The organism is Streptomyces beihaiensis, from assembly GCF_026274175.1.
In the GTDB taxonomy this organism is placed as follows: domain Bacteria; phylum Actinomycetota; class Actinomycetes; order Streptomycetales; family Streptomycetaceae; genus Streptomyces; species Streptomyces beihaiensis.
In genome coordinates this window covers 1-16,449 of sequence record NZ_JAPHNL010000050.1, presented here as the reverse complement: position 1 = coordinate 16,449, position 16,449 = coordinate 1, and the positions used below count along the sequence as shown (strand labels likewise).

The window sequence follows — 16,449 nt, the reverse complement described above, 5'->3', positions numbered from 1 at the left end:
CCGGCACCACGACCCGGCCCACCGTCGTCGTCCTGCACGGCCCGCCGGGCTGCGGCCGTACGACGCTGGCCGTGCGCGCCGCCCACGACGTGCGCGACCAGTTCCGCGGCGCCTGCCTGGTCGACCTGCGCGGCGACCGCCCCGACGAGCCTCCGCTGCCGACCAGGGACGCGCTGCTCCACCTCCTCAACCGGCTCGGCGCACCCCGCGAACAGCTGCTGTTCCGCGAGCGGTCCTCACCACAGCAGCAGGTCAAACGGCTCAGCGAGCTCTACAAGGAGCACCTGACGGGTCTCGCGGTGACGATCGTGCTCGACGACGCGCAGGACGCCGAACAGGTGCGCGCCCTCGTCCCCGAGCGCTCCGACAGCCTCGTCCTCGTCACCTCGCGCACCCCGCTCGACCTGCCCGACGACACTCCGGCCTGGGTCCACCAGATGCCGCTCGAAGCACTCGACGCGGCGGGCGCCGAGGAGCTGCTCCGCCAGACGGCACAGGACACCGGCGACCCCTACGATGCCGAATCCTGCGACGCCGTACGGCAGTTGTGCGCCGGTCTGCCGCTCGCGCTGCGCGTCGCGGGCTCGGCGATCGGCCCACGCACGGTACGGCAGCTCGCCGCCGACCTCGACGCGTACGGGCCCGTGGACCCGGTCGAGCGGGCCCTGTGGCTGCGCTACTCGGACCAGTCCGAGACGGCACGCCGCCTGCTGCGCCGACTGGCGCTCGCCGGACGGGCCTCGCTCGGCGCCGCGGCGGCGGCCGCGCTGCTCGCCACCGACCAGGCGGAGGCCACCCGGCAGCTGACCGCGCTCTCCCGCGCGGGACTGGTCGACCATGTCCGCGGCAGCCGCTACCGGCTGCACGACCTCGTACGCGCCTTCGCGCTGGCCCGCCTCGCCGACGAGGAGGAGCCGGCCGAGCGCGCCGCGGCGCAGGAACGCCTCATCCAGAACTACGCCGACCTCGCCGACTCGGTGATCCGCCTGGTCGACGGCAACAAGTCGACCCGCGCCGGACAGATGGGCCCGCACGGCTTCACGTCCCTGGACGCGGCGCTGCGCTGGCTGGACGACGAGTCGAGCTTCATCACGGCGGCCCTGCGGCACGCGGAGGGCGTCAGCCAGGGTGCCGTACTCGGGCTGCTCGGCGCCCTGTGCGACTACTGCCTGCTCCGCGGCGACCTGTACCGGCTCGGCGAGATCAGCGAGCTCACGCAAGCCGTCGACCAGGGCCTTCTCCTGCGCTCGGTCCAGTGGCGCACCGGTATCGCGGCCCGCCAGCTCGGTGAGCTCGATCAGGCCCGTACGACCCTGACGTCGGTGGTCGGCCTGTACCGCGAGGCCCACCACCAGGCGGGCGAGGCGCGCGCCCTGTGCTCGCTCGGCATCACCCTGCACCACCAGGGCCAGCTGACCGAGGCCGCCGCGAAGCTCCGCGAGGCGCTGGCGTTGCAGGTGACGCCGCAGACGGCGGGCGACCGTGGCTGGACGCTGCACGCCCTCGCCGCGGTCGAGCGGGACCGCGGCCGCCTGGCCGAGTCGCTGACCCTGCTGACCGACTCGCTCGCGCTGCACCGGGAGAGCGAGTCGCTGCACGGCGAGGCATGGGCCCACTTCCAGCTGGGGCAGCTGCGGCTGCGCCTCGGCGACGTGCCGGGCGCCGACGACGAGCTGCGCGCGGCCCTTGACCGGTACGGGCGCACGCGGGACGCGCGCGGCGAGGCGTGGGCGATGACGCAGCTGGGGCGGGCCAGGCTGGTGGCCGGTGAGGCGTCGGCGGCGGTCGACGGGCTTCGCCAGGCGGCCTCGCGGCACCGCGAGAACGAGGACGCGCGCGGCGAGGCGTGGACGTACTACTACCTGGGCCAGGCCCTGGAGGAGACGGGCCGCCTGGACCAGGCCGTCCGCGAACTGGAACGCTCCCGCACGATGTTCTCCCGCATGCGCGACGTGTACGGCCTCGGCTGCGCCCGCCACCACTCGGCGCGCGTCACCCGCGACCAGCGGGCCGCGCAGACGGGTTCACTGCGCAACTCCGGCTTCGCCCGCCAGCTGCTCGTGGACGCCCGCGCCGACTTCCAGCGCATCGGCGTAGCCCACGGTGAGGCGTGGACCTGCCTGGAACTGGCGGTGATCGACGCGGGCAACACCCGCCTCGCGCAGGCCCTCGGTCTGTGCGGCGAGGCGGCGGAGCTGTTCGCCTCCTACGGCGACCTCAGGGGCGGAGACTGGGCGGCGTTCCTGCGCTGCACCCTGCTGCCGTACGCCTCACCGGGCGGCTCGGAGGTCGGCACGGCGGTCGCCCAGGAGGAGCTGGCCGCCCTGTCCCGCACGGCCCACCCCACCCGCGACGCCAAGCTCGGCGACTGCGTGGAGGCGTACGGGCTGCTCCTGGAACGCGGCGTCGACCTGGACGCGGGCTGGCAGGCGTGGCGCCTCGGCATGGTGCCGAACCGGCATGCGCGGGATGTGATGGGAGTCGCGACGGCTGAGGGATAGGGGCCGAGGCCGGGGGCTGGAGCTGGGCGTGGCGGGTCGTGCGGAACCCGCTCAGCGCGCGGACACGGCCCTGGCGCGGGGACGGACGGAGACCCGCGCGAAACGCGCTTCACGCACGAACCCCCCACCGGTCCGGTGGGGGGTTCGTGCGCGCACGGGGTGAATCAGCTCGGGTCCAGGCGGATGGAGTTGATCGGGGTGATGTCCACGTCCCGGTAGGTCCAGGGCAGGAGCTTGGAGCCGCAGTTGGTGCCGTCGCTGTTCTTGCACTCGCGCTCGGTGGCGCCGCCGGTCTGGTTGTTGAAGATCCGGCGCGAGCCGTACTCGTTGTACAGCTTGTGGACGCCGTACGTGTAGTACTTGTGCTCGGGTACGCCGCCGTTCCAGGAGGCGTTGGGGTACATGCAGACGTACCCCGACGGGCAGCCTTCGTAGGTGCCTTGGGCACTGACGGAGCTGTCCGTGGCGGCATGTGCGCTGGGGGCCCAGAGCAGGGCACCGGCCGCCGTGGTCGCGAACATTGCAAAGGTCCTTCGAAGTCGCATGTTCCCTCCCCAGAAGCAGAAACGTGCTGTGCGCCGTCGACGCTAGCAGTCGATATTCCGACTTAGGGGGTATCGCGAAATTCTGGCGGAAAGGCATCGTTCGCGACCTGCCTCCACCGCTGTTCGTGTCCGCGGCGCCGCCCTTGCCGGACGGTGGGGCTCACCGCCCCGGACGGCGACCGGACGGGAGGGCTTCCGCAAGATCGTCCGATGGGCGTTTTCGTACGCCACCCGGCAGACCGATCCTCGCCGCCCCACCCCGCCCCGCCCCGGCATCGCGTGGCACGGCACGGCAGGGCACGGCCGAAGCGCTCAGCCCCGGTCGACGTCCCAGTCGACCCGGCGGCCGTCGCGCAGGAAGGTCTCCTCGACGGCCGCCCAGTCCTGGACCCATTCGGCGTCGCGGTCGACACGCATGGCGGGGTCGGGGGCGACCAGGATGAACACCCCGGCGTCGGCACCGGCGTCAGCCCCGACGGCGCCGCCATTCCGGTCGATGCGGACATAACGGCCTGTTCCGGGTCCGGCGACGATGCGCCCCACGGTCCCGTAGTGGCGCGGCGCGGTCGCGTGCCGGGCGGCCTCCGCCGAGCGGTCGGGCGCGGCCGAGACCCCGTTCGCGGTGGCGGCGAGCACCACGGCCACGCCCTTCCCGAAGAGCTCGATCACGCCCCGGGGCGGCTGGGTGACCGTCGCCCGCATCGTCATGAACGGACCTTCGGTGACGGTGACCCGCTGCCCGCCGACGAAGCCCGGCACTCGGCGGCGGTCAGGCCTGGTTGCGGGCGTCGTCGGCGGAGGTGGCGTCGCCCGCCTCGGACGACTTCTCCTTGAAGTCGACCCGGCCCATGTGCCGGTTCATCGACTTCATCAGCCGCCAGACGGCCAGCGCCATCACCGCGAAGACGATGAAGCCGAGGACCCCCGGGGTCACCTTGTTCTCGTCGACCTCGGCGAGAGGGACGAGATGGGTCAATGCCAGATTCGCGTTCACATCAGGCATTGTGGCGGATGCCCGCGAAGAGGTCGTCCTCGGGGAGGGAGGTATCCACGAGCGACTTCGCGAGCTCGTACTCCTCGGTCGGCCAGACCTCCTTCTGGACCTCCAGCGGGACCCGGAACCAGCCGCCGTCGGGGTCGATCTGCGTGGCGTGCGCGATCAGCGCCTTGTCGCGGATCTCGAAGAAGTCGGCGCACGGAACGTGCGTGGTCAGCGTCCGTTCGGCCCGTCCGGACTCGGCCCAGCGCTTGAGCCACTCCTCGTACGGGGACTCCAGGCCACGGGCGATGAGCGCGTTGTGCAGCGCCTCGGTGCGGGGACGGTTGAAGCCCTGGTTGTAGTAGAGCTTGCCCGGCTGGAAGAGGGGGCCGAACTCCGGCTCCGGGAACTTCTCGGCGTCGGCCGCACCGTCGAAGGCCACCATCGTGATCTTGTGGGTCATGATGTGGTCGGGGTGCGGGTAGCCGCCGTTCTCGTCGTACGTGGTGATCACCTGCGGGCGGAACGAGCGGATCTGCTTGACCAGCTCACCGGCTGCCTTGTCCACGTCCTCCAGGGCGAAGCAGCCATCGGGCAGCGGCGGCAGCGGGTCGCCCTCGGGCAGTCCCGAGTCGACGAAGCCGAGCCACTCCTGCTTGATCCCGAGGATCTCGCGGGCCTCGTCCATCTCCTTCTTGCGGACCTCGTGGATATGCTCCTCGATGTAGGTGTCGCCCTGGAGCTTCGGATTGAGGATGGAGCCGCGCTCCCCGCCCGTGCAGGTGACGACCAGCACGTCCACCCCCTCGGACACGTACTTCGCCATGGTGGCCGCGCCCTTCGACGACTCGTCGTCGGGGTGGGCGTGAACGGCCATCAGTCGCAGCTGCTCAGTCAAAACAAGATCCTCGGTGAATAAGGCGCCCTGGTGTCGTTCGGCGCAATGTGCGGCTTCTATAGTGACCGAACCGGGGGGCGGAAAATTCCGGTGCCCGTCGGCTCGGCGGGGGATGCGAGAGGAACTGGCCGATGAGCGCCGTGCAGCAGCTGCCCGAGGGCCGCTACGGGGCCTCGCGCGCGGCCGACGCCCGCGCCGACCGCAGGCTGAAGATCGCCGCGATCGTCCTGGGCACCCTGTTCACGGCGATGCTCGCGTGGTTCGGCTGGTACTACGTCGTCGGCGGCAGCAAGTTCAGCGGCGAGGTCATCGCCTTCCAGACCCACAAGGACCACGTCTCGGTCCATCTGGAGATCCGCAAGGCCACCGACGCGAGCGGCTACTGCACGGTGCGCTCGCAGGACGCCGCCGGTGCCGAGGTGGGCCGCGCCGACTTCCGCTTCGACCAGCAAAAGGACCGCATCGACAAGGTCGTCACGCTGCGCACGACGGGCAGGGGCACGACGGCGGAGCTGATCGGCTGCCACGCGGACTGACCACGGCCTCGGGTTGACTGGGGCTGACCTGCGCTGACGGAAAATTGATGCCTTATGTCCTCCCTCTTTCCCCGCTGAATTGTTAGGCTCGTGGTTTCGCCCACTCGTGAGGGAACATCCTTCTGGGTAGGGCGATGCTTTGTATTCCCAGTACCTACGAGGAGCGACCTGTGACCCAGACCAGCGAAGACGTCACCTGGCTGACGCAGGAGGCGTACAACAAGCTCAAGGAAGAGCTTGCGTACCTGTCTGGTCCCGCGCGCGAGGAAGTCACCGCCAAGATCGCGGCGGCGCGCGAGGAGGGCGACCTGCGGGAGAACGGCGGGTACCACGCGGCCAAGGAGGAGCAGGGCAAGCAGGAGCTCCGCATCCGGCAGCTGACCCAGCTCCTTGAGAAGGCCAAGGTCGGCGAGGCTCCGGCGGAGTCCGGGGTCGTCGCCCCGGGCATGGTCGTCACGATCGCTTTCGACGGCGACGAGGACGACACCATGACGTTCCTGCTCGCCTCGCGCGAGTACGCGAGTTCCGACATCGAGACCTACTCGCCGCAGTCGCCGCTGGGCGGCGGTGTCAACGGCCACAAGGTCGGCGAGGACGCGGTCTACGAGCTGCCGAACGGCAAGATGGCCTCGGTCAGGATCCTCAAGGCTGAGCCCTACAACGGCTGAGCCCTGCAACGGCTGACCCGCCCGGTCCGGCCGGACCGCCCGCCCCGCCGTTCGCCGAAGGCCCCTGGAGCGGCAGCTCCAGGGGCCTTCGGCCGGTCCGCGGGGACTACGCCGAGGTCGAGCGGTACTTGCGTACCGCCAGGGTGCGGAAGACCAGGACGATCAGGGCGGACCAGATGAGCGAGGCCCACACGGGGTGCTGCATCGGCCAGGCGTCCGGCACCGGGTAGCCCGCCGGCATGTTGCCGAACAGTTGCCGGCTGGCCTGGACCGTGGCGCTGAACGGGTTCCAGTTCGCGATGGTCTCCAGGAACGCCGGCATGTTCTGCGAGGGCACGAAGGCGTTCGAGATGAACGTCAGCGGGAACAGCCAGACGAGGCCACCGGACGTGGCCGCTTCGGGGGTGCGCACCGACAGGCCGATCAGGGCGCCGATCCACGTGAACGCGTAGCCGAGCAGGAGCAGGAGGCCGAAGCCCGCGAGGACCTTGCCGAAGTTCTCATGGGTGCGCCAGCCGACGATGACGGCGACGACGGCGAGGACGACCAGGGTCAGCGCGGTCTGCACGAGGTCGGCGATGGTCCGCCCGGTCAGGACCGCGCCGCGCGCCATGGGCAGCGAGCGGAACCGGTCGATGAGGCCCTTGTGCATGTCGTCGGCGATGCCCGCGCCGGAGCCCGCGACGGCGAAGGTCACGGTCTGCGCGAAGATGCCGGCCATCAGGAACTCCCGGTACCCGGAGGCGCTGATACCGGCGCCGGGGATGCTGATGGAGCCGCCGAAGACATAGCTGAACAGCACCACGAACATGATGGGCTGGATCAGCCCGAAGACGACCACCTCGGGGATCCGGAGCATGCGGACCACGTTCCGCCGGGCGATGACCAGGGAGTCCCTGATCGACTGGCCGACGCCTCCGCCCTTCGCGACGGAGACCCGGACGGTGTCGGTGACGGCGCTCACTTGCCGGCCTCCTTCGCGCTCGGGGCGCTGGTCGTGGCCTCGTCGGCCCCTTCGGTACCGGCGGTGGGGCCGGTCTCCTCCGCCACGTGGCCCGTCAGCGAGATGAACACGTCGTCGAGGGTGGGGCGGCGCAGGCCGATGTCGTCTATCTCGATGCCGCGGGCGTCCAGCTCCCGGATCACCTCGGCGAGCAGTTTGGCGCCGCCGGTGACGGGGACGGTCAGCTTGCGGGTGTGCTCTTCGACGGTGGTCTCGCCCTTGCCGAAGCCCGCGAGGACCTGGCGGGCCGTGGCCATGTGGTCGCGCTCGTGCACCACGACCTCGACGCGCTCGCCGCCGGTCTGCGCCTTCAGCTGGTCGGAGGTGCCCCGCGCGATGACACGGCCGTGGTCGACGACGCAGATGTCGTGCGCCAGCTTGTCGGCCTCTTCCAGGTACTGGGTGGTGAGCAGCAGGGTCGTGCCGCCCGCGACGAGCTCCTGGATGACGTCCCACAGCGACTGGCGGTTGCGCGGGTCGAGTCCGGTGGTCGGCTCGTCCATGAACATCACGGGCGGGGAGACGATGAGCGCGGCCGCCAGGTCGAGGCGGCGGCGCATGCCGCCCGAGTACGTCTTGGCGGGGCGGTCGGCGGCGTCGGCGAGGCCGAAGCGCTCCAGCAGCTCGGCCGCGCGGGCCTTCGCCGCCTTGGCCCGCATCTGGTAGAGCTGGCCGACCATCTGAAGGTTCTCGCGGCCCGTCAGGTATTCGTCGACCGCGGCGAACTGGCCGGACAGGCCGATCGAGCGGCGCACCTCGTTGGGGTGCTTCAGCACGTCGATGCCCGCGACGGTCGCCTTGCCGCTGTCCGGTGTGAGCAGCGTCGTCAGGCAGCGGACCGCCGTGGTCTTGCCCGCGCCGTTCGGCCCGAGCAGACCCAGGACGGTGCCTTCTGGTACGTCCAGATCGACCCCGTCCAGGGCTCTTACGTCGCCGAAGGTCTTCACCAGACCTTCGGCATGGATGGCGCCTGGCATGTCATCCCCCAGATGTGTGACCCGGGTCATACGTGGCCCGGGTTCTCAAGAGTCTAGGTAGGGCGGGTGGGTCCCGCCCGACGGTCGGGCAAGGACAGCGACCCCGACGCGACACCTGTCACGCTATCGCGATGTATCGCGTATCGGCAAGGACTTTTCCCGAGTCCGGGTCTCAGACGGTCCCGGCCCCGGACGGTCCCGATCCCAGGGCGGTCCCGAGCCCGGGGCGGTCCCGACCCCGAAGAGTCCCGACCCCGAAGAGTCCCGACCCCGAACGGTCCCGACGCCGGACAGCCCCGACGATGCCGGTCAGTCCATGACCGTGTAACCCGCCTCGCGCAGCGCCTCCCGCACGTCGGCGCAGTGCGCCGGGCCCTTCGTCTCCAGGTGCAGCTCCACCTCCGCCTCCGTGAGGCCGAGCCGCGGGTCGGTACGGACATGGCTCACGTCGAGAACGTTGGCGTCGGCCACCGACAGCACCCCGAGGAGCGTGGCCAGGGCGCCGGGCCGGTCGGTCAGGCGCAGCCGTAGCGACAGGTAGCGGCCCGCCGCCGCCATGCCGTGCGTGAGGATGCGCTGCATCAGGAGCGGATCCACGTTTCCGCCGGACAGCAGCGCCACCACCGGTCCCTCGAACGCCTCCGGATCGCTGAGCAGCGCCGCCACCGGGCTCGCGCCCGCCGGTTCGACGACCATCTTGGCCCGCTCCAGGCACAGCAGCAGGGCGCTGGAGAGCGCGTCCTCCGACACCGTACGGACCTCGTCCACCAGGTCCTCCACGAGCCGGAACGGCACGTCGCCGGGGCGCCCCACCTTGATGCCGTCGGCCATGGTCGCCGGGTGCGGCACCGAGACCGGATGCCCGGCCTCCAGCGAGGGCGGGTAGGCAGCCGCGCCCGCCGCCTGCACGCCGATCACCTTCACGTCGGGCCTGACCGCCTTGACGGCGACGGCGATCCCGGCGACGAGCCCGCCCCCGCCGACCCCGACCACCAGCGTGCGCACCTCCGGGCACTGCTCCAGGATCTCCAGGCCGAGCGTGCCCTGGCCGGCGACGATGTCCGGGTGGTCGAAGGGGTGGATGAAGACCGCGCCGGTCCGTTCGGCGTACTCCTGCGCGGCGGCCAGCGTCTCGTCCACCACCTGCCCGTGCAGCCGTACCTCGGCGCCGTAGTCCCGCGTCGCGGCGACCTTGGGCAGCGGCGCGCCGACCGGCATGAACACCGTGGAGCGCACACCGAGCAGCGACGAGGCGAGCGCCACGCCCTGCGCGTGGTTGCCCGCGCTGGCGGCCACCACCCCGACGGCGCGCTCCTCCGGCAGCAGCCCGGCGATCCGTACGTAGGCGCCGCGCAGCTTGAAGGAGCCGGTCCGTTGCAGGTTCTCGCACTTGAGGTGGACGGGCGTGCCGAGCAGCTGCGAGAGGTGGTGGTTGTGCGCCATCGCGGTCATCCGCGCCACCCCGGCCAGCATCTTCTGCGCGCCGCGCACGTCGTCGAGGGTGACGGCGGGCAGCGAACGAGAGCGGGCGCGGGAGCCGGGGTGGGGGCGGGGGCGAGTGGCACGGTTGCTCATGACGGCAGTGTCGCAGCTCACGCCGGGCCTCTCCCGGTGAGTCCACACCGCGGGACCCGATCGTGCACGGCCGGTACGGCAGGCGCTTTCGCCGCGTACCCTGTGGCCCGTTCCAGCAGTCCTCCACCCACGCATGAAGTGAGCACCCGGCCATGCCCACACCACCAGAAACGATGGACATGACGACGGCCCAGGACACCGGCCTCCTCGAAACTCTGCAGCACCAGGTCGCGGTCTTCGCGCGACGTGCCGAACAGACCCGCCTCGGCGGGGTCGGGCAGGTGCGCAACTCGATGGACCGTGCCGCATATCTGCTGCTCAACCGGCTCGACAAGGAAGGCCCGATGGGCGTCAAGGCGCTCGCGGCCGGCATGGGGATCGACTCGTCGACGGTGACCCGTCAGGTGGCGCCGCTCGTCGACACGGGCCTGGTCAAGCGCACCTCGCACCCGGAGGACGGGCGCGCGGTGGTGCTCCAGCTCTCCCCGCGCGGTGCGACGCGCCTGGAGGAAGTGCGTTCCTCGCGGCAGGAGTTGATGGCGCGGTTGACGCACGACTGGGAACCGCGGGAGCGCGAGCAGTTCTGCGCGCTCCTCACACGCTTCAACACGGCCCTTTCGGAGCACCAGGCGAGCCACGCCAACCAGCCCGGCCCGGCGCGCCCCTCCTAGAACCCGGCGCGGCCGTCCCCGGGCCTCTCCGGCGCCGGCCTCCCCTGCCCTGTCCGGCACAGCCGTCCCCGGCCCTGCCCCGCCGCCCGCTTCGCGTGGTCCGGCCGCCCGCTTCGCGTAGTCCGGTCGTCCACTTCGCGTACGCCTCTTGACCCGGCGGGCGCGGCGGGCCTCATATGAAGCGTGCGTGAGCGGCAGGCGGTGCGAGGCGCCCGCCGGGCCCGGGAGTTCGAGGCGTTCGTCGCGGGCGCGGCAGGGCGGCTGCTGCATGCCGCGACGCTGCTGACCGCCGAGCCGACGGACGCGAACCCGCGCGCCCGGCAGCTCCTCACGGCCTCCCTCGCCCACACGTACGCCTCCTGGGACCGGCTCAGGGGCGAGGACCCGTACGACTGCGCGCGCAGGGAGCTGGCCCTGCGGTACGCGCGCGGAGCCTGGCACCGCGGCGGCCCGCCACCCGACGGACCCTTGGCGCACCTGAAGGCGCGCGAGCGTCTGGTGCTCGTGCTGCGGCTGTTCGAGGGGGTCGGTGAGGAGCAGGTGGCGGCGCTGCTCGGGCTGCCGCAGGAGCGGGTGGGCGCGCTGCACGCGCGCGCGATGGCGCTGGTTCTGCATCCCCCGCGCGGGCCGGCGCCGGACGGCCCGGCCATGAGCGGGGCGGCGCCATGAGCCCCCAGGGTCTCGCCATGAGTCCCGGAGCCGCGCCATGAGTCCCGGGGCCGCGCCATGAGCCTTCAGGAGCGCAAGGAGGCAGCGGTCCGCGCGGTCTTCGACCGGGCGCCGCGGCCCGTGGTGCCGCCCGGTCTGTGCGCCGAGGCGATGCGCCGGGGCGAGCGCACTCTGCGGCGCCGGCGGACCGCGCGGCGGGTGCTGTGGTGCGTGTTGCTCGCCGCCGTGGCGGCGTTCACGGTGTGGGCGGCGGTGGCCCGGCCGTGGGAGGAGCCGCCCGCGCGGACGACTCCCCCGCTCACCGGCTGGTGAGTCACGGCTCGCTCGTCACTTGCCGTCGAGCGCCTGCTTGAGGTCGGCGAGCAGGTCGTCGGCCGACTCGATGCCCACGGAGAGACGGACGAGGTCGGCCGGGACCTCCAGGGCCGAACCCGCCGCGGAGGCGTGCGTCATGCGGCCCGGGTGCTCGATCAGCGACTCGACACCGCCGAGCGACTCGCCGAGCGTGAACAGCTTCGCCCGGTTGCAGACCTCGACGGCCGCCTCCTCGCCGCCCTCGACCTGGAACGACACCATGCCGCCGAACGACTTCATCTGCTTGGCCGCGACCTCGTGACCCGGGTGCCCCGGCAGCCCCGGATAGAGAACCTTCGTCACGCGCGCGTGCCGCGTGAGCATGTCGGCGACCTTGGTGGCGTTCTCGCTGTGCCGGTCCATGCGCACGGGCAGCGTCTTGATGCCGCGCAGCACCAGCCAGGCGTCGAACGGCCCGGCGACCGCGCCCATGGCGTTCTGGTGGAAGGCGAGCTCGTCGGCGAGCTCCTGGTCGTCGACGACGAGCGCCCCGCCGACGACGTCGGAGTGGCCGCCCATGTACTTGGTCATCGAGTGCACGACGACGTCGGCGCCGAGGGCGAGCGGCTGCTGGAGGTAGGGGCTGGCGAAGGTGTTGTCGACGACGAGGCGGGCTCCCGCGTCGCGCGCCACCTGGGCGACCGCGGCGATGTCGGTGATGCCCAGCAACGGGTTGGAGGGCGTCTCGACCCAGATCGCCTTGGTGCGGTCGGTCAGGGCGGCGCGCACCGAGGCCGGGTCGGAGGTGTCGGCGACGGACCATTGCACGCCCCATCGCGAGACGACCTTCGCGAACAGGCGGAACGTGCCGCCGTACGCGTCGTTCGGGATGACGACGTGGTCGCCGGGGCTCAGCAGCGTACGCAGCAGGCAGTCCTCGGCGGCCAGCCCGGAGGCGAAGGCGAGCCCGCGGCGGCCGCCTTCGAGCGCGGCCAGGTTCTCCTCCAGTGCGGTACGGGTCGGGTTGGCGCTGCGGCTGTACTCGTAGCCGCCGCGCAGGCCGCCGACGCCGTCCTGCTTGTACGTGGAGACCTGGTAGATCGGGGGGACGACGGCGCCGGTCACGGGGTCTGCCGTGTTGCCGGCGTGGATGGCGGTGGTCTCGAACCCACGCGGGGCGCTGCCGCTGGGGTTTTGCGTGTCGCTCATGGGGACCGAGGGTATGCCGTCGGGCGGGGTCGGGGTGGCGCATTCGCACCGTTGCGGTTGTTCGCCGTGGGCGGGTGCGGGCTGCCCGCGGCCGCTCGCGCGGTTCCCCGCGCCCCTCAGGCGGTCCGTCCCGCAGGCCCTCCGGAGTGTCAGCTGGTCGGGTTAGCGTTGACGTATGGGAATTCTCTGGGGGCTCATGGCCGTGCTGATGATCGCCTGGGTGGTGATGCTGCGCCGCCGGGGCGGCATCCGGCAGGTCGCCCCGGGGTCCCCGGACGCCGCCGACCCCGCGGACTACGGCTTCGTACGCCAGGAGGACCTGGACGTGCGGCTGCCGGGCCCGGACCAGGACCTGCTCGACGTGATGGCCGTGGTGCAGCGCAACCAGGACTTCACGGCCGCCGAGCAGCTGCTCGCCGGGACCGGCAAGGAGACCGAGGCCCGCTGGGAGCGGGTGCAGGCCATCGCCGGTGCCGCCGCCCTCGAACTACAGCGCGCGCCGCGGCTCGGCGCCGGGTGGCTGCACGCCTGGCGCGCTCAGCGGCCCAAGGACGCGGGCGGGGCGCAGGTCTTCGCCGAGTTCCTGGTGCAGCAGGCCTGGCGCAGCGGCGGGACGCCGGACGAGCAGCGGATCATCCTGGAGGAGGCGCGCGACGCGTGCGACCGGGCCGCGCTGCTGGCGCCCGGTGACCCGGTCCCGCACATCACGCATCTCGCGGTCGCGCGCGGTCTGGGCTACTCGCGGCCCGAGTTCGAGCAGCTGTGGCTGAAGATCCTCGACACGGCTCCCGGCCACATGGGCGCCCACCTTGCGGGCCTGCGGTACTGGACCGAGAAGTGGCACGGTTCGCGCGAGGAGGCGTTCGCGTTCGCCGAGGCGGCCGCGGCACGCGCCCCGCGTGGTTCGCTGCTGGCCGCGCTGCCCCTGTTCGCGCTGTACGAACACCTGCCGGAGGTGAACCTCGTACGCGGCTTCCACGAGAGCGAGGTCGTCACCAAGGCGCTGCACGGCGCGATGTTCGCGGTGCACGCGGCCCGTCCCGACGACCCGATGCTCGCCCACGTACGGCATCTGCTGGTGTTCTTCCTGGTCCGCGGTGAGCGGTGGGCCGAGGCGATGCAGCAGCTGGTGCATGTCGACGGGCACGTCGGCGCGATCCCGTGGACTGCTGAGGAGGACCCGGCCCTGTCGTACGCCGTGTACCGGGCGCTCGCGGTGGCCGGGTACGAGGCGAACGGCGGCAGCCCGGCGACGCTGCGGCACTGAGCGTTCGAAGGCGCGTTCCCCCCGTCCGGCCGATCCGTGGCATACTCCCGTTCCCCCCACACGCCAGAGAACGACACCTTTGCTGTGCCATGGGGAGACACACCCGGATGGGTTCGACGTTGCGCGCCGCCCGCGCCCTGATCCTGCTGCTCGGTTTCTATCTGATCGGCTTCATACTGCTCGGCGCCCTGGGCGCGCTCGACTGGGGTCTCGTCTCCGGCGGCCACGTCGGCGTCGGCGTGATGAAACTCGTCATCCTGAGCGTGATCGTCGCCATACCCGTCGTGCAGGGCTTGTTCGTCATCCGCTCCCCGAAGTTCGAGCCGCCCGCCGGCGTGCGCGTCGACGAGCACGCGGAGCCCCGCCTGTGGGCGGCCGTGCGCCGGCTCGCCGAGCAGACCGGGACCCGGGCGCCCGACGAGATCTACCTGGTCGCCGAGGTGAACGCCGCCGTCCACGAGGAGTCGCGGCTGCTCGGTCTGCGGTCGGGCCGCCGTGTCCTGCTCATCGGCGTCCCGCTGCTCACCGGGCTCGACGAGGCCCAGCTCATGGGCGTACTGGCGCACGAGTTCGGCCACTACTCCAACGCCGACACCCGGCTCGGCGCGATCAACCGGCGCGGCTTCGAGCAGATCAGCCGTACGGTCACCACGCTCATGGGGCGAGCCGAGGCCAAGCGGGCCCAGAAGACCGCGGACGGCGAGGCGTCGCCCGACGCCGACTCCGGGCAGGCGGGCCTGAGCTACCGCCTCGCCGCCAAGCCCTTCATCTGGTACGGCGCGTTCTACGTACGGTCGATGCGCGGCGCGATGCGCCGCGCAGAGTTCGCCGCCGACCATACCGCCGCTCGGATCGCGGGCCGCGACGCCGTCGCGTCGGCGCTGCGGGAGATCCCGGTCCTGGACACCGCGTTCGGGTTCTACCTGAACAGCTACGCCACGCTCGGCACCGGCGCGGGGCTGCTGCCGCCGCCGGGCGAGTTCTACGGCGGCCTGCGCCACCTGCTGTCCGCGCGCCACGACGAACTCGACAAGCTGCGCCGCGAACTGCCGCAGGAGGAGCCGTCGCCGTACGACACGCACCCGCCGATCGCGGAGCGCGTGGCCCGTATCGAGCAGCTGGCCGACGACGGGCGCGCGGCGACCGCGTCGGGTCCCGGGACCGGCCTGCTCGCCGACCCGGCCGCCGCCTTCGCCGCCGTCGAGCAGGTGTCACTCACCCCGCGGGCGCTCGCCATGCGCCGCGCCGAGGACTGGCCGCAGCTCGTGCACGCGTCGATGACGACGTACGCCGCGAACTCCGCCGAGCCGCTGCGGGAGGCGGTGCGCGCGGTGCGCGGGGGCGACGGGTCGCTCGCCGACACGCTCGCGGCGGTCGACGCGGGCACGCTGTGGCAGATCGCGGACCACCTGCCCAAGTCCGAGGAGGCCGCTGCCGCGACGGGCCGCGCCGCCCGCGAGTTCGCCCGGCCCCGGCTGCGCGCCATGCTGTCGGCCCTGGTCACCGGGGAGCTGATCGGCCAAGGCGCGGCGCGCTTCGAACTGTCCTGGACGGGCCCGGCCGAGCTGCGGATGGCGGACGGCCTCGCGGAGCGGGTCGAGCAGGCGCTGGACGCGGCGGTGGCGGACGTGCCGGACACGTCGGGGCTGCGGCAGACGCTCGCGGTGTCGGCGTAAGCGACGCCACGAGGCGGCGCTCGAACAGTTCCGCCAGGTCGACGGCTACGCGGGAGCCCTCCCGCGGTCGTACCGGTCCGACCCGGCACTGCGGTACGTCAGCGTACGGAACTTCTGCGCCACGCGGGCAGCCGGAATCTGACGGGCCCCCGGGGCGTTGCACGAAGACACGTCGACGCCCCGGAGGCACCACCCATGGCACTCTTCGGCCGCACCCCGGTCCTGCCCACCCCCGACCAGGCGCTCAAGGGCCGCCCGGTCCCCGAGTTCGAGGTTCCGTCCCGCCACACGGTGCTCGGCAACCCGCTGCTGGGCCCCTACCCGGAGGGCCTGGAAGTCGCGGACTTCGGCCTGGGCTGTTTCTGGGGCGCGGAGCGCAAGTTCTGGCAGACGCCCGGCGTGTGGACGACGCTCGTCGGCTACCAGGGCGGCTTCACCGAGAACCCGTCGTACGACGAGGTCTGCTCGGGCCTGACCGGCCACACGGAGGCGGTGCGGGTCGTGTACGACCCGGCGGTCGTGACGTACGAGCAGCTGCTCAAGGTCTTCTGGGAGGCACACGACCCCACGCAGGGCTTCCGCCAGGGCAACGACGTGGGCACGCAGTACCGCTCGGCGATCTACACCCACACCCCCGAGCAGGCCGCGGCGGCCGAGGCGTCGCGCGACGCCTACCAGAAGGTCCTGACGGCGTCGGGCCACGGCACGATCACGACGGAGCTGCTGCCGGCGCGGGGGCGCACCTTCTATCCGGCCGAGGGCTACCACCAGCAGTACCTCGACAGGAATCCGGCCGGGTACTGCGGGATCGGCGGGACGGGGGTCAAGCTGAGTGACCCTTCCGATGGCGGCTGGGGCGGGTCCTGTCCGACGGGGGTCGCTCCGGCTCCAGAAGTCCCGGACAACTAGTAGTGCTTGGTCAGGTTGATGTCGGGGTGGGTATGTCGCGGTGGCAGGTGGGGCAGGCGCCGGTCCATGTGG

At 72.1% G+C, this 16,449-nt stretch carries 17 protein-coding genes; 9 read left to right on the top strand and 8 right to left on the bottom strand.

All coding sequences use genetic code 11. From position 1 onward, the window contains the following. A partial coding sequence (locus OFY01_RS06735; RefSeq protein WP_266597286.1) for a tetratricopeptide repeat protein occupies positions 1–2,501 on the top strand: 2,501 nt, incomplete at its 5' end. Positions 2,502–2,665: 164 nt separating this feature from the next. Here OFY01_RS06735 and OFY01_RS06730 read toward each other — a convergent pair. From OFY01_RS06730 to mca, 4 genes are all read right to left on the bottom strand, one after another. Further along, entirely contained in the window at positions 2,666–3,022 is a 357-nt protein-coding gene (locus OFY01_RS06730) for a hypothetical protein (RefSeq protein ID WP_266597284.1), read from the bottom strand. Positions 3,023–3,358: 336 nt separating this feature from the next. After that, the gene (locus OFY01_RS06725; protein WP_266597282.1) at positions 3,359–3,754 is read right to left on the bottom strand and encodes a hypothetical protein; all 396 of its coding nucleotides are present in this window, start codon (positions 3,752–3,754) and stop codon (positions 3,359–3,361) included. 61 nt (positions 3,755–3,815) lie between these two features. Next, positions 3,816–4,049 (bottom strand): hypothetical protein, encoded by a 234-nt coding sequence (locus OFY01_RS06720; protein WP_266597281.1) that lies wholly within the window; start codon positions 4,047–4,049, stop codon positions 3,816–3,818. Continuing rightward, positions 4,042–4,902 (bottom strand): mycothiol conjugate amidase Mca, encoded by an 861-nt coding sequence (gene mca, locus OFY01_RS06715; protein WP_266597290.1) that lies wholly within the window; start codon positions 4,900–4,902, stop codon positions 4,042–4,044. The genes OFY01_RS06720 and mca overlap by 8 nt, the downstream gene beginning before the upstream one ends. Positions 4,903–5,054: 152 nt before the next feature. Here mca and OFY01_RS06710 point away from each other — a divergent pair, with 152 nt between their 5' ends. Further along, complete coding sequence (locus tag OFY01_RS06710) at positions 5,055–5,459, top strand: DUF4307 domain-containing protein (protein ID WP_266597279.1); 405 nt, start codon at positions 5,055–5,057, stop codon at positions 5,457–5,459. Between the two features lie 170 nt (positions 5,460–5,629). Continuing rightward, positions 5,630–6,127: a transcription elongation factor GreA gene (gene greA, locus OFY01_RS06705; RefSeq protein WP_266597277.1), complete on the top strand. Its 498-nt coding sequence runs from the start codon at positions 5,630–5,632 to the stop codon at positions 6,125–6,127. A gap of 106 nt (positions 6,128–6,233) precedes the next feature. Here the strand turns inward: greA and OFY01_RS06700 are convergent, their stop codons facing one another. The 3 genes from OFY01_RS06700 to ilvA form a co-directional block, all read right to left on the bottom strand. Further along, the gene (locus OFY01_RS06700) at positions 6,234–7,091 is read right to left on the bottom strand and encodes an ABC transporter permease (protein ID WP_266597275.1); all 858 of its coding nucleotides are present in this window, start codon (positions 7,089–7,091) and stop codon (positions 6,234–6,236) included. Beyond that, positions 7,088–8,107, bottom strand: a complete 1,020-nt coding sequence (locus OFY01_RS06695; protein ID WP_266597273.1) for an ATP-binding cassette domain-containing protein — start codon at positions 8,105–8,107, stop codon at positions 7,088–7,090. The genes OFY01_RS06700 and OFY01_RS06695 overlap by 4 nt, the downstream gene beginning before the upstream one ends. Before the next feature lie 309 nt (positions 8,108–8,416). After that, positions 8,417–9,580 carry a threonine ammonia-lyase gene (ilvA, locus tag OFY01_RS06690; protein WP_266597288.1) on the bottom strand — a complete coding sequence of 388 codons (1,164 nt, stop codon included), beginning with the start codon at positions 9,578–9,580 and terminating at the stop codon, positions 8,417–8,419. A 275-nt stretch (positions 9,581–9,855) separates the two neighbouring features. On the opposite strand from ilvA, the gene OFY01_RS06685 reads away from it, so the two are divergent. The 3 genes from OFY01_RS06685 to OFY01_RS06675 all read left to right on the top strand — a co-directional run bounded on the left by OFY01_RS06685 (position 9,856) and on the right by OFY01_RS06675 (position 11,334). Further along, a complete protein-coding gene (locus tag OFY01_RS06685) occupies positions 9,856–10,353 on the top strand; it encodes a MarR family winged helix-turn-helix transcriptional regulator (RefSeq protein WP_456115284.1) in 498 nt (165 codons plus the stop codon). 183 nt (positions 10,354–10,536) lie between these two features. Next, positions 10,537–11,022, top strand: a complete 486-nt coding sequence (locus OFY01_RS06680) for a sigma factor-like helix-turn-helix DNA-binding protein (protein WP_266597269.1) — start codon at positions 10,537–10,539, stop codon at positions 11,020–11,022. 57 nt (positions 11,023–11,079) lie between these two features. Further along, positions 11,080–11,334, top strand: a complete 255-nt coding sequence (locus OFY01_RS06675; RefSeq protein WP_266597267.1) for a hypothetical protein — start codon at positions 11,080–11,082, stop codon at positions 11,332–11,334. 15 nt (positions 11,335–11,349) lie between these two features. Here OFY01_RS06675 and OFY01_RS06670 read toward each other — a convergent pair whose 3' ends face one another. Beyond that, positions 11,350–12,525 carry a cystathionine gamma-synthase gene (locus OFY01_RS06670; RefSeq protein ID WP_266597265.1) on the bottom strand — a complete coding sequence of 392 codons (1,176 nt, stop codon included), beginning with the start codon at positions 12,523–12,525 and terminating at the stop codon, positions 11,350–11,352. Positions 12,526–12,700: 175 nt separating this feature from the next. On the opposite strand from OFY01_RS06670, the gene OFY01_RS06665 reads away from it, so the two are divergent. The 3 genes from OFY01_RS06665 to msrA all read left to right on the top strand — a co-directional run bounded on the left by OFY01_RS06665 (position 12,701) and on the right by msrA (position 16,377). Next, complete coding sequence (locus OFY01_RS06665) at positions 12,701–13,792, top strand: hypothetical protein (RefSeq protein WP_266597263.1); 1,092 nt, start codon at positions 12,701–12,703, stop codon at positions 13,790–13,792. Between the two features lie 107 nt (positions 13,793–13,899). After that, positions 13,900–15,468 (top strand): M48 family metallopeptidase, encoded by a 1,569-nt coding sequence (locus OFY01_RS06660; protein ID WP_266597261.1) that lies wholly within the window; start codon positions 13,900–13,902, stop codon positions 15,466–15,468. A gap of 195 nt (positions 15,469–15,663) precedes the next feature. Continuing rightward, positions 15,664–16,377: a peptide-methionine (S)-S-oxide reductase MsrA gene (gene msrA, locus OFY01_RS06655; RefSeq protein ID WP_266597259.1), complete on the top strand. Its 714-nt coding sequence runs from the start codon at positions 15,664–15,666 to the stop codon at positions 16,375–16,377. The last annotated feature ends 72 nt before the right edge of the window (positions 16,378–16,449 follow it).

Excerpts from the sequence above, each read along its gene's own strand:
- OFY01_RS06730 (WP_266597284.1), bottom strand. The coding sequence starts at position 3,022 with ATGTTCGCGACCACGGCGGCCGGTGCCCTGCTCTGGGCCCCCAGCGCA.
- msrA (WP_266597259.1), top strand. The coding sequence starts at position 15,664 with ATGGCACTCTTCGGCCGCACCCCGGTCCTGCCCACCCCCGACCAGGCG.
- OFY01_RS06665 (WP_266597263.1), top strand. The coding sequence starts at position 12,701 with ATGGGAATTCTCTGGGGGCTCATGGCCGTGCTGATGATCGCCTGGGTG.
- OFY01_RS06670 (WP_266597265.1), bottom strand. The coding sequence starts at position 12,525 with ATGAGCGACACGCAAAACCCCAGCGGCAGCGCCCCGCGTGGGTTCGAG.
- OFY01_RS06695 (WP_266597273.1), bottom strand. The coding sequence starts at position 8,107 with ATGCCAGGCGCCATCCATGCCGAAGGTCTGGTGAAGACCTTCGGCGAC.
- OFY01_RS06685 (WP_456115284.1), top strand. The coding sequence starts at position 9,856 with ATGGACATGACGACGGCCCAGGACACCGGCCTCCTCGAAACTCTGCAG.
- OFY01_RS06660 (WP_266597261.1), top strand. The coding sequence starts at position 13,900 with ATGGGTTCGACGTTGCGCGCCGCCCGCGCCCTGATCCTGCTGCTCGGT.
- OFY01_RS06675 (WP_266597267.1), top strand. The coding sequence starts at position 11,080 with ATGAGCCTTCAGGAGCGCAAGGAGGCAGCGGTCCGCGCGGTCTTCGAC.
- mca (WP_266597290.1), bottom strand. The coding sequence starts at position 4,902 with ATGGCCGTTCACGCCCACCCCGACGACGAGTCGTCGAAGGGCGCGGCC.
- ilvA (WP_266597288.1), bottom strand. The coding sequence starts at position 9,580 with ATGCTGGCCGGGGTGGCGCGGATGACCGCGATGGCGCACAACCACCAC.
- OFY01_RS06725 (WP_266597282.1), bottom strand. The coding sequence starts at position 3,754 with ATGACGATGCGGGCGACGGTCACCCAGCCGCCCCGGGGCGTGATCGAG.
- OFY01_RS06720 (WP_266597281.1), bottom strand. The coding sequence starts at position 4,049 with ATGCCTGATGTGAACGCGAATCTGGCATTGACCCATCTCGTCCCTCTC.
- OFY01_RS06710 (WP_266597279.1), top strand. The coding sequence starts at position 5,055 with ATGAGCGCCGTGCAGCAGCTGCCCGAGGGCCGCTACGGGGCCTCGCGC.